At 69.5% G+C, this 15,536-nt stretch carries 14 protein-coding genes; 1 reads left to right on the top strand and 13 read right to left on the bottom strand.

Annotated elements, in window-relative coordinates; all coding sequences use genetic code 11:
• Positions 1-59 precede the first annotated feature (59 nt).
• The 5 genes from ctaF to AC0L6F_RS00595 form a co-directional block, all read right to left on the bottom strand.
• Positions 60-494 (bottom strand): aa3-type cytochrome oxidase subunit IV, encoded by a 435-nt coding sequence (gene ctaF / locus AC0L6F_RS00615; RefSeq protein WP_473538820.1) that lies wholly within the window; start codon positions 492-494, stop codon positions 60-62.
• The gene (gene ctaD / locus AC0L6F_RS00610) at positions 495-2,225 is read right to left on the bottom strand and encodes an aa3-type cytochrome oxidase subunit I (RefSeq protein WP_473538819.1); all 1,731 of its coding nucleotides are present in this window, start codon (positions 2,223-2,225) and stop codon (positions 495-497) included.
• 1 nt (position 2,226) lies between these two features.
• Positions 2,227-3,123: an aa3-type cytochrome oxidase subunit II gene (gene ctaC, locus AC0L6F_RS00605; RefSeq protein WP_473538818.1), complete on the bottom strand. Its 897-nt coding sequence runs from the start codon at positions 3,121-3,123 to the stop codon at positions 2,227-2,229.
• Between the two features lie 167 nt (positions 3,124-3,290).
• A complete protein-coding gene (erpA, locus tag AC0L6F_RS00600) occupies positions 3,291-3,656 on the bottom strand; it encodes an iron-sulfur cluster insertion protein ErpA (protein ID WP_259611768.1) in 366 nt (121 codons plus the stop codon).
• 95 nt (positions 3,657-3,751) lie between these two features.
• On the bottom strand, positions 3,752-5,149 hold the full coding sequence (locus tag AC0L6F_RS00595) for a M20/M25/M40 family metallo-hydrolase (protein WP_473538816.1): 1,398 nt from the start codon (positions 5,147-5,149) through the stop codon (positions 3,752-3,754).
• Positions 5,150-5,194: 45 nt separating this feature from the next.
• Here AC0L6F_RS00595 and AC0L6F_RS00590 point away from each other — a divergent pair, with 45 nt between their 5' ends.
• Positions 5,195-5,764 (top strand): DUF3043 domain-containing protein, encoded by a 570-nt coding sequence (locus tag AC0L6F_RS00590; protein WP_274635780.1) that lies wholly within the window; start codon positions 5,195-5,197, stop codon positions 5,762-5,764.
• On the opposite strand, the gene AC0L6F_RS00585 is transcribed toward AC0L6F_RS00590, so the two are convergent.
• The 8 genes from AC0L6F_RS00585 to AC0L6F_RS00550 all read right to left on the bottom strand — a co-directional run bounded on the left by AC0L6F_RS00585 (position 5,739) and on the right by AC0L6F_RS00550 (position 15,497).
• The gene (locus AC0L6F_RS00585) at positions 5,739-6,785 is read right to left on the bottom strand and encodes a quinone-dependent dihydroorotate dehydrogenase (RefSeq protein ID WP_473538815.1); all 1,047 of its coding nucleotides are present in this window, start codon (positions 6,783-6,785) and stop codon (positions 5,739-5,741) included. The two genes, AC0L6F_RS00590 and AC0L6F_RS00585, sit on opposite strands and share 26 nt — an antisense overlap.
• A 17-nt stretch (positions 6,786-6,802) precedes the next feature.
• A complete protein-coding gene (gene nrdR, locus AC0L6F_RS00580) occupies positions 6,803-7,258 on the bottom strand; it encodes a transcriptional regulator NrdR (protein WP_259611766.1) in 456 nt (151 codons plus the stop codon).
• A gap of 11 nt (positions 7,259-7,269) precedes the next feature.
• Entirely contained in the window at positions 7,270-8,571 is a 1,302-nt protein-coding gene (hisD, locus tag AC0L6F_RS00575; RefSeq protein ID WP_473538814.1) for a histidinol dehydrogenase, read from the bottom strand.
• 58 nt (positions 8,572-8,629) lie between these two features.
• Positions 8,630-9,721 carry a hypothetical protein gene (locus tag AC0L6F_RS00570; protein WP_473538813.1) on the bottom strand — a complete coding sequence of 364 codons (1,092 nt, stop codon included), beginning with the start codon at positions 9,719-9,721 and terminating at the stop codon, positions 8,630-8,632.
• A 54-nt stretch (positions 9,722-9,775) separates the two neighbouring features.
• The gene (dnaE, locus tag AC0L6F_RS00565) at positions 9,776-13,294 is read right to left on the bottom strand and encodes a DNA polymerase III subunit alpha (RefSeq protein WP_274635784.1); all 3,519 of its coding nucleotides are present in this window, start codon (positions 13,292-13,294) and stop codon (positions 9,776-9,778) included.
• A gap of 75 nt (positions 13,295-13,369) precedes the next feature.
• Positions 13,370-14,290 carry an RluA family pseudouridine synthase gene (locus AC0L6F_RS00560; protein WP_259611764.1) on the bottom strand — a complete coding sequence of 307 codons (921 nt, stop codon included), beginning with the start codon at positions 14,288-14,290 and terminating at the stop codon, positions 13,370-13,372.
• 1 nt (position 14,291) lies between these two features.
• Positions 14,292-14,861: a signal peptidase II gene (gene lspA, locus AC0L6F_RS00555; RefSeq protein ID WP_473538812.1), complete on the bottom strand. Its 570-nt coding sequence runs from the start codon at positions 14,859-14,861 to the stop codon at positions 14,292-14,294.
• 9 nt (positions 14,862-14,870) lie between these two features.
• Entirely contained in the window at positions 14,871-15,497 is a 627-nt protein-coding gene (locus AC0L6F_RS00550; protein ID WP_274635787.1) for a DivIVA domain-containing protein, read from the bottom strand.
• Between the last annotated feature and the right edge of the window lie 39 nt (positions 15,498-15,536).

Below are 15,536 nucleotides of genomic sequence, written 5' to 3'. Positions count from 1 at the left end.
AGGTGCGAAGACGGCCCCGGTCCGGAAACAACCGGGCCGGGGCCGTCAGAACGCGGGTGTCAGCGGGCGAAGTATCCGCGGTAGTACTCGTACACCCAGCCGACGATCGCGACGGCGAAGATGCCCACTCCGATCGGGAGCAGCCAGGTGCCCACGGCGAAGCCGATGGCGGCGAACGCGGCCGCCAGCGCCAGCACGAGCGGCCACCACGACCACGGGGCGAACTCGCCCACTTCCGGGTCGCCGTCGTCGATGTCAGCGGTGAGCACGTCTTCGGGCAGCTCGCCGCCCTGGGCGCGGTGGACGCGACCGATGTAGAACGCGATGAGCGCCGCCATCAGCGCCACGAACAGCAGGCCGACGGTGCCCACCCATTCCACGCCGTGGTTCCAGGGCAGATCGGGGTGCGGAAGCACCGACCAGGTCGTATAGACGCCGCAGACCACCAGGAAGAAGCCGCAGATCACCCACCAGAGGCCCGCATTGGTACGCATCTACTTCGCCTCTCCGGTCGCCCCGACGAGATGGACGCCGTCGGGTGCCGCCTCGGGGTGGTTCAGGTCGAATGCGGGCCGCTCGCTGCGGATCCGCGGGATCGACGTGAAGTTGTGCCGCGGCGGCGGGCAGCTGGTCGCCCACTCCAGCGACGCGCCATAGCCCCACGGGTCGTTCACCGTCACCTTGGGCGCCTTCCGCGCGGTGATCCACACGTTCAGCAGGAACGGGATCATCGACGACCCGAGCAGCATCGCGCCGATGGTCGACACCTGGTTCATCCACGTCCAGCCGTCGGACGGCGCGTAGTCCGCGTACCGGCGCGGCATGCCGTCGACGCCTGCCCAGTGCTGGACCAGGAACGTCATATGGAAGCCGATGAACAGCATCCAGAAATGCACCATCCCGAGGCGCTCGTTCAGCATCTTGCCGGTCCACTTCGGCCACCAGAAGTAGAACCCGGAGAACATCGCGAACACCACCGTGCCGAACACGACGTAGTGGAAGTGCGCGACCACGAAGTACGAGTCGGACAGGAAGAAGTCCAGCGGCGGGGAGGCGAGGATGACGCCGGTCAGACCGCCGAACACGAACGAGGCCAGGAAGCCGATCGCGAAGACCATCGGCGTCTCGAACGTCACCGATCCGCGCCACATGGTGCCGATCCAGTTGAAGATCTTCACCCCGGTGGGCACCGCGATCAGCATCGTCATCAGCGAGAAGAACGGCAGCAGCACCGCCCCGGTGACGTACATGTGGTGCGCCCACACCGACACCGACAGCGCCGCGATGGAGATCGTCGCATACACCAGCGTCTTGTACCCGAAGATCGGCTTGCGGCTGAAGACCGGGAAGACCTCGGAGACGATGCCGAAGAACGGCAGCGCGATGATGTAGACCTCCGGATGGCCGAAGAACCAGAACAGATGTTGCCAGAGCAGCACACCGCCGTTCGCGGCGTCATACAGGTGCGCCCCCAGGATGCGGTCGGCCGCGCCCGCGAAGACGGCGGCGGCCAGGACCGGGAACACCATGATGACCAGGATGCTGGTGATCAGCGTGTTCCAGGAGAAGATCGGCATGCGCCACATCGTCATACCGGGAGCGCGCATCGTGATCACCGTGGTGATGAAGTTCACCGAGCCCAGGATCGTCCCGAACCCGCTGATCCCCAGGCCCATGAACCAGAGGTTGCCGCCGGCGCCCGGCGAGAACGTCGCATTGGCCAACGGCTGGTAGGCGAACCAGCCGAACGCCGCCGCCCCCTGCGGGGTCAGGAACCCGGCCACCGCGATGATCGACCCGAACAGGAACAGCCAGAACGCGAACGCGTTCAGCCGGGGGAACGCGACATCGGGCGCGCCCAGCTGCAGCGGCAGGATCGCGTTGGCGAACCCGGCGAACAGCGGCGTCGCGAACATCAGCAGCATGATCGTGCCGTGCATCGTGAACAGCTGGTTGAACTGATCCTTCGTCGGGATGATCTGCATCCCCGGCTCGAACAGCTCTGCCCGGATGATCAGGGCCATCACGCCGCCGAGCATGAAGAACATGACGGAGGCGATGAGGTACATGTACCCGATCGTCTTGTGGTCGGTGGAGGTGATCCACCGGACGACGATGTTGCCCTTCTGCTCGACACGGGAGGCGCTCATCAGCGCCGCCTGCCGAGGCGGGAGTGTGCCGGATCGGTCCTTGGTGGGGTCCTGGAGGGGGAGCGTGGTCGCCATCTCAGTTCTTTCCCTCGCTCGACGCGCCGGTACCCGGCTCGTTCGAGAGTCTGTCGTACCGGTCCGTGATGTCACCGGTGTTGCCTGCGTCGCGCAGCTCCTGCAGGTGCTGCTGGTAGTCGGCTTCGCTGACCACCTTCACGCGGAACAGCATCGCGGAGTGGTATTCGCCGCAGAGCTCCGCGCACTTGCCCTGATAGGTGCCCTCGCGCGTCGGGGTGAACGACCAGGAGTTGTCCCGGCCGATGTAGAGGTCCTTCTTGTACAGGAAGTCGATGATCCAGAACGAGTGCGCCACGTCGCGCGACTCGAGGTCGATCCGCACGGACTTGTCCACCGGCAGGTAGAGCGTCGGCAGCGCGTCCTGATCGACGTTGCCGTTCTTGTCCGGCTCGGCCTGAGTGCCCATGGTCCACACGGCGTCCGAGTCGTCGGCGGCCTGGCCGTTGTACTGGAAGTCCCACGACCACTGCTTGCCGATGGCGACGACCGAGACATCCGGATTCTGGTCCTGGGTCTCGAGGATCGTCTGGTCCCGAGCGGTGAAGGCGAACATGCCGGCCACGAGGATCACCGGGATGATCGTGTAGAAGATCTCGATCGGCATGTTGTAGCGGAGCTGGACCGGCAGCCCGGTCTGCCCCTTGCGGCGCCGGTAGGCGATCATCGCCCAGAGCATGAGGCCCCAGGTGATCAGGCCGACGACCAGGAGAACGATCCAGGAGTTGACCCACAGGCCCGACACCATCTCGGTGCGGTTGGTGGCCGGTGCGGCGCTGGGGTCCTCGAAGCCGGGCAGGAACCCGTGCAGCTGCGTGGGGGTGCACCCGGCGAGGAGGACGGCTGCGGCCGTCCCCAGCGGCAGGGCGACCCAACGGAGGCGACGTTTCGACGGCACAGTGCACCTTTCCGGATCAACGATCTGACAGTGGCCAGTCTAGAGCAACCTCCCACCGGATTCTGGCCATTCACCCAGGCGGGCGACCGCGGAGCACGGTTCGAGGGGCGTGTCGCGCCCACGTCGAACACCGGCCTGGGCCGGTCGCCTGCGCAGTCGGGGAATGCTCAGTGGAAGCTGTCGCCGCAGGCGCAGCTGCCGGCGGCGTTGGGGTTGTCGATCGTGAACCCCTGCTCCGAGATGGTGTCCTTGAAGTCGATCGTCGCACCGTCCAGGTACGGGGTGCTCATGTCGTCCACGATCACCTCGACCCCGCCGAAGTCGACGACGTGGTCACCGTCGAGGGAGCGCTCGTCGAAGTAGAGCTGGTAGATCAGGCCCGAGCATCCGCCCGGCTGGACAGCGACGCGCAGACGCAGATCGTCGCGGCCTTCCTGCTCGAGCAGGGTCTTCACCTTGTCGGCGGCCGCGTCGGTCAGCAGCACTCCGTGCGCGTGGACGGACGTGTCAACGGTCATTGCGGTGTCGGTCATGTGATTCCTCCGGTGTGGGACTTCGCCTGGAGCGGACTTCTCGAGTCTACGCCCGGACCGCACGATCGGGCCCGGGTCGCCGCGTGTCTCCGGTGTCAGAGCGTGCGCGCGTCCAGCCGCTCCAGCAGCAGCGCCTCGGCCAGCAGCGCGTGCCGGAACGTGTCCAGGTGCAGCGACTCGTTCGGGCTGTGCGCGCGGGCGTGCGGGTCCTCCACCCCGGTGACCAGGATCTGCGCCTCGGGGAAGGTGCGGACCAGATCGGCGATGAACGGGATCGATCCGCCGACGCCCAGGTCCACCGGCTCGACGCCGTAGCCGTCCCGGAACGAGTCGCGGGCGTCGGCCACCGCCCAGCCGCTGGTGTCGACCAGGAACCCGTCGCCGAGGTCGACGTCGCCGAATTCCAGCTGCGCGCCGAAGGGCGCGTGCGCGCGCAGATGGGCGGCGATGGCCTGATAGGCGTCGCCGGCCGCCTGGCCGGGCGCCACCCGTGCGCTGATCACGACGCTGATCTCGGGGCTGAGCGTGTTGGACGCGTTGCGCACGCTCGGCGCGTCGATCCCGGTGACGGTGATCGACGGCTTGTTCCAGATCCGGCTGAGGATGCTGTCCCGACCCACCGGCTGGACCCCTTCCGGCAGCCCGGCCTCGTGGCGCAGGGTCTGCTCGGTGTACGTCGTCGGGGTCGCGGCATCCCGAACCGTGAGCCCCTCGACGGCCACCGCGCCGTCCTCGTCCCACAGGGTGGACAGCAGCCGGACGGTCGCCATCATGGCGTCCGGCACCGCTCCGCCGAACATGCCGGAGTGCGAGGCGTGCTCGAGCGTGCGCACGGTCATCGTGAAGCGCGCGTTGCCGCGCAGCGACACGGTCAGCGCCGGAGTGACAGCATCCCAGTTGCCCGAGTCCGCCACCACGATCACGTCGGCGCGCAGCGCATCGGCGTTATCGGCGAGGAACGAGGCGAAGGACCGCGATCCGGCCTCCTCCTCGCCCTCGATGAACAGCGCGACGCCCAGGTCCAGGTCGTCGCCGAGCGCTTCGCGCAGCGCGCGCAGCGCGCCGATGTGCACCATCACCCCGGCCTTGTCGTCGGCCGCGCCCCGGCCGTACAGCCGCCCGTCGCGCACGGTGGGCTCGAACGGCGGCGAGTCCCACAGGGCCTCGTCTCCGACCGGCTGGACGTCGTGGTGCGCGTACAGCAGGATGGTCGGCCGGCCGTTGCGCGCGGCCCGCGTGGCCAGGACGGCGGGCATGCCGCGCTCCTCGGTCCCGGGGATCGCGGCATCCCGGATCTGCACGGATTCGAAGAGGCCGGTGCCCTCGGCGAGGGCCTTGACCGCCTCGGCGCTGCGCTGCACCTCGGCCCGGTCGAAGCCGGGGAACGCAACCGACGGGATCCGCACCAGCGCACCCAGGTCTGCCAGCGCCGCGGGGATGCCGCCGGTCGCGGCGTCGCGGACAGAGGCGGGACGGGACGGTTCAGAGGTCATGCGGGTAATCTTAAAGGGACCGCTCTGATCGAACCGAGGATATCCGTGTCCAAGAAGACCTCCGCCCCCGCCGAGGAAGTCGCCGACGGCGAAGAGACCGCGACCGGCAAAGGCCGGCCGACGCCGTCGCGCGCCGAGCAGGAGGCGGCGCGCAAGCGCCCCCTCGTGCCGGACACGAAGGAGGCCCGCCAGCGGCAGAAGGCCGATGCCGCCTCGCAGCGGGAGAAGGCCCGCATCGGCATGGCCAACGGGGACGACAAGTACCTGCCGGTCCGTGACAAGGGGCCGCAGCGCCGGTTCGTCCGCGATTTCGTCGACGCCGGATGGCACCTGGGCGAACTGATCATGCCGCTGATGATCGTGGTCATCCTCGTCACGTTCCTGCAGTCGATGCCCTGGCTGCAGATGTACGCATTCATCATCCTCTGGGTGTTCGTGCTGCTGGTGATCCTCGACATGGTGATCACGTCGTTCCGGATCAAGCGCGCCGCCTTGCGCAAGTTCGGCGACCGTCGCGAGAAGGGTCTGGGCTGGTACGGCGCGATGCGCACGATCCAGATGCGCTGGATGCGTCTGCCCAAGGCACAGGTCAGGCGCGGGCAGCACCCGCGGTGAGTGTCAGCAGCCCGCGGTTGATCTGACGCGCCCAGAACGGGCCGCGATACAGGAACGCCGTGTAGCCCTGCACGAGGTCGGCACCGGCATCCAGCCGCTCCCGCACGTCGTGCGCGGTCTCGACGCCGCCGACGGCGATCACGGTGAACGCGGCCGGGACGGTGGCGCGCACCAGCCGCAGGACCTCGAGCGCCCGGGCCTTCAACGGCGCTCCCGACAGCCCGCCCTCCCCCGCGGCTGCCACCACCGTGGGATCGGTGATCAGGCCGTCGCGCGAGATCGTCGTGTTCGTGACGATGATGCCGGAAAGCCCGGTCTCGACCGCCATCTGCGCGATCGCGGCGATCTCGTCATCGGGCAGATCCGGCGCGATCTTCACCAGCAGCGGGGTCCGGCCCGCGGCGTCCTGCACCGCCTGCAGCAGCGGGCGCAGCGTCTGGACCGCCTGCAGCCCGCGCAGGCCGGGCGTGTTCGGCGAGGACACATTCACGGCGAGGTAGTCGGCCAGCGGCGCCAGGAGCGTCGCGCTGCGGACGTAGTCGGCGGTCGCATCGGCGACGTCGACCACGCGGCTCTTGCCGATGTTCACCCCGATCAGCGCGCGGTGCCGACGACGCCGGCGCATCCGTTCCAAGCGCGCCGCGGCGGCCGCGGCCCCGCGGTTGTTGAACCCCATCCGGTTCACCAAGGCACGGTCCGGGATCAGCCGGAACAGGCGCGGCTTCGGGTTGCCCTCCTGCGGGACGGCCGTCACGGTCCCCACTTCGACGTGCCCGAATCCGAGGGCGGTCAGTCCCGGCACGCCGACGACGTTCTTGTCGAAGCCGGCGGCCACCCCGAACGGCGAGTCGAAGACCATGCCCAGCGCGCGGGTCTGCAGCCGGTTCGCCGGCCGGGTCAGCGGACGGGCGATCCAGGCGAACGGACGGATGCCGACCAGGCGGACGACGAGCATCCCGCAATGGTGGGCGAACTCGGCGTCCAGGCGCGACAGGACAGTGCGGAAGAAGAAGGGATACATCCGCTCCAGCGTAACGGTCAGGCGGTGCCGTGATCGGCGCGCAGCTGCGCGATGGACTCCTCGAAGTCCTCCAGCGAGTCGAAGCCCTGGTAGACGCTCGCGAACCGCAGGTAGGCGACCTCGTCCAGGTCGCGCAGCGGTCCCAGGATCGCCAGGCCGATGTCGCCGGTCTCGATCTGGGACGCCCCCGTGCCGCGGACGGACTCCTCCACCTTCTGTGCCAGCAGTGCCAGATCGTCCTCGGTCACCGGACGTCCCTGGCACGCCTTGCGCACGCCGGCGGCGACCTTCTCCCGGCTGAACGGCTCGGCCACGCCCGACCGCTTGAGCACGCTCAGGCTGGCGGTCTCCACGGTCGAGAACCGGCCGCCGCACTCGGGGCATTGGCGACGACGGCGGATGCTCAGGCCATCCTCGCTGGTGCGCGAGTCGATGACGCGAGAATCGGGGTGGCGGCAGAACGGGCAGTGCATCAGCCGACAGACTACCCCGCGAACCTGGCCTGCACGGCCTCGCCGTGCGCGGGCAGCGCCTCGGCGTCGGCGAGCGTCACGATGTGATCGGCGACCTCGGCCAGCGCCTCGCGGCTGTAGGTGATCACCTGCTGCGGCCGCAGGAAGGTCGCCGCCGAGAGTCCCGGCGCGTAGCGCGCCTGCCCTCCGGTGGGCAGCACGTGGTTGCTGCCGGCGAGGTAGTCCCCGAGGCTGACGGGCGAGTACGGGCCGACGAAGACCGCACCGGCTCCGGTGAAGCGCTCCGGGTGCGGCTCGGCCAGGTGCAGCTCGAGGTGCTCGGGCGCGTACGCGTTGCTGAAGGACGTCGCCGCGGCCAGGTCGTCCACGAGCACGATCGCCGACTGCACGCCCTCGAGCGCCTGCCGCGCACGGACGCCGTTGCGGGTGGCATCCACCCGCCGGGCGACCTCGGCACGCACCCGCTCGGCCAGGTCCGGGCTGTCGGTGACCAGCACGGCCGCCGCCTGCTCGTCGTGCTCGGCCTGGCTGATGAGGTCGACGGCGACCCAGGCCGGGTCGGCCGCCGCGTCGGCGACCACGAGGATCTCGGTCGCGCCGGCCTCGGCATCCACGCCGACGATCCCCGCCACGGCGCGCTTGGCCGCCGCGACGAAGTTGTTGCCAGGCCCGCTGACGACGTCGACCGGGTCGAGGCCGATCGATGCGACGCCGTGGGCGAATGCCCCGATCGCGCCGGCTCCGCCCATGGCGTAGACCTCGTCGATGCCGAGCAGGTGCGCGGCCGCGAGGATGTCGGGGTGCACGCGGCCGTCGAACTCGGCCTGCGCGGGCGAGGCCAGCGCCACGCTGTGAACGCCGGCCACCTGAGCGGGCACGACGTTCATCACGACGCTGGACGGATAGACGGCCTTGCCGCCGGGGACGTACACGCCGGCACGCCCGACCGGCTGCCAGCGCTGCTGCACCTCTCCCCCGTCGGCCAGAACGGTGACGGTGCCCGCGGGCACCTGGGCGGCGGACGCCGCGCGCACCCGCCGGATGGACTCCTCCAGCGCGGCGCGCACGGCGGGGTCGAGTCGGTCCGCGGCCTCGGTCAAGTGTGCCGCCGGCACCCGGAGGGCGTGGCCGGTGACATGGTCGAAGCGCTCGGCCTGCTCGCGCAGGGCGGCCTCGCCTCGTGCGGCGACGTCGTGGACGAGCTCCGCGGCGGCGGTCAGCGCGTCGGCGCGCGCCGCGCGCGCCCGCGGCACGGCGGCCAGCAGCTCGGCGGGGCTGTGCGAACGGCCTCGGAGATCGATGGTGCGCAGCATCCCTCCAGGTTATCGGGTGGGATGCCGCGCCCCGACGCGATGCTCCGGGGAGCCGGGTTCAGCCCCGCGTGACGCCCGAGATGTCGTGCAGCTGTCCCACGCGGCCGTCCTCGTGCCGGATGACGTACGACGATCCGCGATCCTCGATGACCAGCGCCCACGCGGTCGGGCCGATGCGGAACAGCGGCGTGCCGTTCTCATCGACCACGTCCCGCTCCTGGGGGACGAGCGCCCAGAACGCCTGCTGCGCCGGAGCCTGCGCCACCGGCTGTGCGCCCGTGTCGGTCGCGGGGGCGAACGAGTCGACGGAGAAGCCGGACTGCTCGGCGCCGCCGTCGGGTGCGGTGTCGTACGAGCCCGTGTCGGCGGCCCCGGCATCGTACGCGGCCGTGCCGCCGTCCAGCGCCGGCCCCGATGCGGCCGATGCGCCGGCCGAGGATGCCGCACCGCCGACCGGGTGCGGGCGTGCGGTGATCGGACGCACGGTGCGCGCGGCACGGTGCGAGACCGTCTCGGCCCGGTGCTGGAAGTCCTCGGCCAGGCCGGGGATGAGCACGGCGCCCACGGTGAGGACGACGCCGGCGAGCATGAGGATGAATTCGACCCACGACACCCAGGTCAGCACCCAGGGGCCGCCGGCGATCGCGACGGCGACCTGCGACCACAGCCGGCCGAGCCAGATGACGGCCGAGACCGAGAACGCCACCGAGGCGAACTGGTCGATGCCGAGGGATCCGACCCGGCGGATCCCGGTCGGGGACAGCCGCCGCAGCACGAGCAGGAAGACGGCCACCGTGGGCACGCCGATGGTGAGGATCCAGTCGATCCCGCTGGTCCAGACCGAGCTGAACACGAACTCCCGAGTGGAGAAGAACGAGATCACGAAGGCGACGAGCCACACGCCGGCCAGGATCACCTCGCGCAGCGAGAACGGGCCCACGCCGTACTGGACGGGCACAGCGCCCGCGGCGCCGGTGCCACCGGCCGTGTCGGAATCGGCGGTCTCGTCGGCCGCACCGAACGCATCCGCGCCAGCCCCGAGGAGCGCGCTCGCATCGTGCGTGTCGTCCAGGGCGGCGTCACCGGGGGCGGTCGCGGCGTTCTCGGACTCGGACAGTTCGTTCGGGTCGGTGGGGTTTTCGTCCGTCACGTGCGTTCCTTCCGTTCATCGCGCCTGCGCGCGTCGTCAGATCCTACCCGAGCGTCATGTCAGGCAGTTCGGGCCGAGCAGCCCCTTCAGCTCGCCGTACAGATCGGCGGTGACCCGCACAGGCATGGGCACGTCGAAGACCTTCGCCACCCCGCTGCGGTGCAGCCGGAGCGAGACTTCGGTGTCGCCACGGTGCCGCTGCAGCATCTCGGCCAGCTCTGTGATCACCCGCTGGGTGGCGCGCGACTCGGGGATCGTGACGGCGAGCGGACCCGAGGCATCCACCACCCCGAGGTCCGGGGCGAACGCCGACTGGGCGTGCAGGTTCAGCCCGTCGTCGCGCCGCGACACCCGGCCGCGCACGACGAGGATCGAGTCGGCCTGCAGCATGAGTTGGAACTCGGTGTACGTCTTGCCCATGAACATGACGGTGACCTCGCCGTCGAAGTCCTCGACGGTGATCATGCCGTACGGGTTGCCGCTGGACTTGGCCACGCGATGCTGGACGCTGGTGACCAGGCCGGCGACCGTCACCTGCTCGCCGTCGCGGATGTCCTCGTTCGAGAGGAGGTCGTGGATGTTCATCGAGGCGTGCTTGGCGAGCGGGATCTCGAGCCCGGCCAGCGGGTGGTCGGACACGTAGAGCCCGAGCATCTCGCGCTCGAACGCGAGCTTGTCCTTCTTGGTCCACTCCGGTCGGTCCGGGACCTTGGCGTCGTTCTGCGGCTCGTCCTCACCCCACAGCGAGTCGAAGTCGAACCCCACCTCGCCGTTGGCCTCGCGCCGCTTGTCCAGCACCGCGGCCTCGGTCGCGTCCTCGTGGATCTCCACCAGCGCACGGCGCGTCACCGCGAACGAGTCGAACGCCCCGGCCTTGATCAGCGACTCCACCGTGCGCTTGTTCGCGACGTGCACGGGCACCCGGCGCAGGAAGTCGTGGAACGAGGTGTACGGACCGTCGGCGCGCGCCTTCACGATCCCGTCGACCACGTTCGAACCGACGTTGCGCACGGCGCCCAGGCCGAAGCGGATATCCTCGCCGACGGCCGCGAAGTACTTGATCGACTCGGACACGTCCGGCGGGAGCACCTGGATGCCCATGCGGCGGCACTCGTTCAGGTACAGCGCGAGCTTGTCCTTCGAGTCGCCGACGCTGGTCAGCAGCGCGGCCATGTACTCGGCCGGATAGTGCGCCTTCAGATACGCGGTCCAGTACGACACGAGTCCGTACGCCGCCGAGTGCGCCTTGTTGAACGCGTAGTCCGAGAACGGCAGGAGGATGTCCCACAGGGCCTTGATCGCCGGCTCGCCGAAGCCGCGATCGATCATGCCCTGGTGGAAGCCCTCGTACTGCTTGTCCAGCTCGGACTTCTTCTTCTTGCCCATCGCCCGACGCAGGATGTCGGCCTGGCCGAGCGAGAAGCCGGCGACCCGCTGCGCGATCGCCATCACCTGCTCCTGGTAGATGATCAGCCCGTAGCTGGTGGAGAGGATCTCCTCCAGCGGCTCGGCGAGCTGCGGGTGGATCGGGGAGATCTCCTGCTGCCCGTTCTTGCGCAGCGCGTAGTTGATGTGCGAGTTGGCCCCCATCGGGCCGGGCCGATACAGCGCGATGACGGCGGAGATGTCCTCGAAGTTGTCGGGCTTCATCAGCCGCAGCAGCGACCGCATCGGGCCGCCGTCGAGCTGGAACACGCCCAGCGTGTCGCCGCGGGCGAGCAGGTCGTACGACTCCCGGTCGTCCAGCGGCAGCTCCTCCAGGACGAGGGGGTGGCCGCGGTTGGCCTCGATGTTGTCCAGCGCGTCGTTGATGATCGTGAGGTTGCGCAGCCCCAGGAAGTCCATCTTGATCAGGCCGAGCGACTCGCAGGTCGGGTAGTCGAACTGCGTGACGATCTGCCCGTCCTGCTCGCGCTTCATGATCGGGATGATGTCGATCAGCGGATGGCTGGACATGATGACGCCGGCCGCATGCACGCCCCACTGGCGCTTCAGGTTCTCCAGCCCGACGGCGGTGTCGAAGACGGTCTTGGCCTCGGGATCGGTCTCGATGACCGTGCGGAACTCGGAGGCCTCCTTGTAGCGCGGATGCTGCGGGTCGAACATGCCGCCCAGCGGCATGTCCTTGCCCATCACGGCGGGCGGCATCGCCTTGGTGAGCTTCTCGCCCATGCTGAACGGGAAGCCGAGGACCCGCCCGGCGTCCTTCAGCGCCTGCTTCGCCTTGATCGTCCCGTACGTCACGATCTGGGCGACCCGGTCGTCGCCGTACTTCTCGGTGACGTACTGGATCACCTCGCCGCGGCGGCGGTCGTCGAAGTCGACGTCGAAGTCGGGCATCGATACGCGGTCGGGGTTGAGGAACCGCTCGAAGATGAGGCCGTGGTCCAGCGGGTCGAGGTCGGTGATCCGCATCGCGTACGCGGCCATCGAGCCGGCGCCGGAGCCGCGGCCCGGTCCGACGCGGATGCCGTGGTCCTTGGCCCAGTTGATGAAGTCGGCCACCACCAGGAAGTACCCCGGGAAGCCCATCTGCACGATGACGCCGCACTCGTAGTCGGCCTGCGTGCGGACCGCGTCGGGGATGCCGTCGGGGTAGCGGAAGTGCAGCCCGTTCTCGACCTCCTTGATGAACCAGCTCTCCTCGGTCTCGCCCTCGGGGACCGGGTAGCGCGGCATGTAGTTCGCGCCGGTGTTGAACTCGACATTGCAGCGCTCGGCGATCAGCAGCGTGTTGTCGCACGCGTCCGGGTGGTCGCGGAAGAGCTGGCGCATCTCGGCCGGCGACTTGATGTAGTAGCCGTCGCCGTTGAACTGGAACCGCTTGGGGTCGTCCAGGGTCGAACCGGACTGGACGCACAGCAGCGCGGCGTGGCTGGTGGCGTCGTCGCGGTGCGTGTAGTGCGAGTCGTTCGTGGCCAGCCGCGGGATGTTCAGGTCCTTGGCGATCTTCAGCAGGTCGTCGATCACGCGGCGCTCGATCGACAGGCCGTGGTCCATCATCTCGGCGAAGTAGTTGTCGCGGCCGAAGATGTCCTGGAACTCGGCGGCGGCGGCCCGGGCCGCGTCGTACTGCCCCAGCCGCAGCCGGGTCTGGATCTCGCCGGACGGGCATCCGGTGGTGGCGATCAGCCCCTTGCTGTAGCTCTGCAGCAGTTCGCGGTCCATCCGGGGCTTGAAGTAGTAGCCCTCCAGACTCGCCTTCGACGACAGGCGGAAGAGATTGTGCATCCCCTCGGTCGTCTCGCTGAGCAGCGTCATGTGCGTGTACGCGCCGGAGCCGGACACGTCGTCGTCGCTCTGGTCGGGGCCGCCCCAGCGCACGCGCGCCCGGTCGGAGCGGTGGGTGCCCGGGGTCACATAGGCCTCGACGCCGATGATCGGCTTGACCCCGGCATCCTTGGCCGCCTTGTAGAACTCGAACGCGGCGAACGTGTTCCCGTGGTCGGTGACGGCGATCGCCGGCATCTGCAGCCGGGCCGCCTCTTCCACCATCGAGCCGATGCGGGCGGCGCCGTCCAGCATCGAGTACTCGCTGTGGACGTGCAGGTGAGCGAAGGAGTCGGATGCCACGTCTTCGAGTCTACGGATCGGCGCCGACGTCCGCGGCCCGCCGATGCCCGTCCGTGCCCGGACCGGCCGTGTGCGCTACTGGTCGCCCAGGATGTCCAGCGCGTGCTGCAGATCGGCCGGGTAGGGCGAGGTGAACGTCACCGGGTCGCCGGTGCCGGGATGGACGAACGCGAGCCGGTGCGCGTGCAGCCACTGCCGCTGCAGGCCGAGCCGGGCCGACAGCGTCGGGTCGGCGCCGTACAGCGGATCGCCGACGCAGGGGTGCCGGTGCGCGGCCATGTGCACGCGGATCTGGTGGGTGCGCCCGGTCTCGAGGTGGATCTCGAGCAGGGATGCCCCGCGGAAGGCCTCGATCGTCTCGTAATGCGTGACCGAGTCCTTGCCGTCGGGGGTCACCGCGAACTTCCACGGATGCGTGCGGTGCCGGCCGATCGGCGCGTCGATGGTGCCGGCCAGCGGGTCCGGGTGTCCCTGCACCACGGCGTGATACACCTTCTCGACCGTGCGCTCCTTGAACGCGCGCTTGAGGAGGATGAACGCCCGTTCGCTGGAGGCCACCACCATCAGGCCGCTGGTGCCGGCATCCAGCCGATGCACGATCCCCTGCCTCTCGGGCGGACCCGATGTCGCGACCCGCAGCCCGGCGGCGGCCAGCGCGCCGAGCACCGTCGGGCCCTCCCAGCCGAGCGAGGGGTGCGCGGCGACGCCCGCGGGCTTGTCGACCACGATGATGTCGTCGTCCTGGTGCACGATGCGCAGGTCGGGCACCGCGATCGCCTCGACGGTCGGGGCCGACTTGGGCGTCCACGTCACCTCGAGCCAGGAGCCGGCGTGCAGCCGGTCGGACTTGCCGACCTCACGGCCGTCCAGCGCGACGCCGCCACCGTCGGCGATCTCCGCCGCGAACGTGCGCGAGAAGCCGAGCATCTTGGCCAGGGCGGCATCCACCCGGACGCCGTCCAGACCGTCCGGCACCGGAAGCGTGCGGGACTCCACCTCAGTCCTCGGTGGAGGCCGCGGACTTCGCGTCCTTGCCGCTGTTCGCGTCCTTGCCCCTGTCGCGGGTGCCGTCCAGTCGCACGCCCAGCAGCACGAGGATCGCCACGCTGACCATCATCGTCGTGATGAACATGTCGGCGACGTTGTAGGTCGCGGGCATCATCCACGGGGTGTTGATGAAGTCGACGACGTGGCCCACCCCGAAGCCCGGCTCTCGGAACAGCCGATCGGAGAGGTTCCCGAGCACGCCACCCAGCAGCAGCCCGAGGATGATCGCCCACGCCCGAGAGCGCACCCGCGAGCCGACCAGCCAGATGATCACCAGCGCCACCACCGCCAGTGCGATAGTGAACAGCCAGGTGACGTCACTGCCGAGCGAGAACGCCGCCCCGGCGTTCTTGATGAGGAAGAAGATCAGAAAGTTGCCGATGACGTGCACCGGCTGCTCGAGCGGCAGATTCTGCAGCGCGAGGTACTTCGTGAACTGGTCGGCGGCCAGCACGACGGTCGCCAGGATCACGACGATCGTGCCGGCCGCCGCCGTACGCAGAGGCGAGCGGCCGCTCAACGGCCGGGCCTACAGCCCGACGGCCGAGACGGGCGTCGCGCCCGAGGACGTCGCGGTGGTCTCGAGGTCGCGCAGCTTGCCCTCGATGTAGCTGCGCAGCTGAGCGCGGTAGTCGCGCTCGAAATCGCGCAGCTGCGTGATGCGGCCCTCAAGGGTGGTGCGCTCCTTGTCGAGACGGGCGATCTCCTCGCGGCCGCGTGCCTCGGCCTCGGAAACGATGGCGGTGGCCTGTGCCTGCGCCTCGGCGATGAGCTTGTCGTGCTGGGCCTTGCCCTCGGCGACGTGCTCGTCGTGCAGACGCTGGGCGAGCTCGATGATCCCGGCGCTCTGGTTGGCGCCGTCGGTCGGTGCGGCGGCCTGTGCTGCCGGCTGCTCGGCGGCCACCGGGGCGGGCGCGGGCGCGGGTGCCTCGGCCGCCTCGGCGGCGGGGGCCTCGGCCGGGGCCGCGGCGGGCGCCTCGGCGCCGGACTCGTAGGCGGCCAGCTTCGCCTTCAGCTCGTCGTTCTCGGCGATCGTCTTGCGCCACTCGACCACGATCTCGTCGAGGAAGTCGTCGACCTCATCGGGGTCGAAGCCCTCCTTGAACCGGACGTGCTGGAACTGCTTGGTGACGACGTCATCCGGAGTCAAAGGCATTTCTTCCTCTTTCGGGGCTCGTTCTCCAACATGATGCTG

The sequence above is a fragment of the Microbacterium sp. G2-16M genome (genome assembly GCF_055809115.1).
This window is presented reverse-complemented; position numbering and strand designations above follow the sequence as displayed.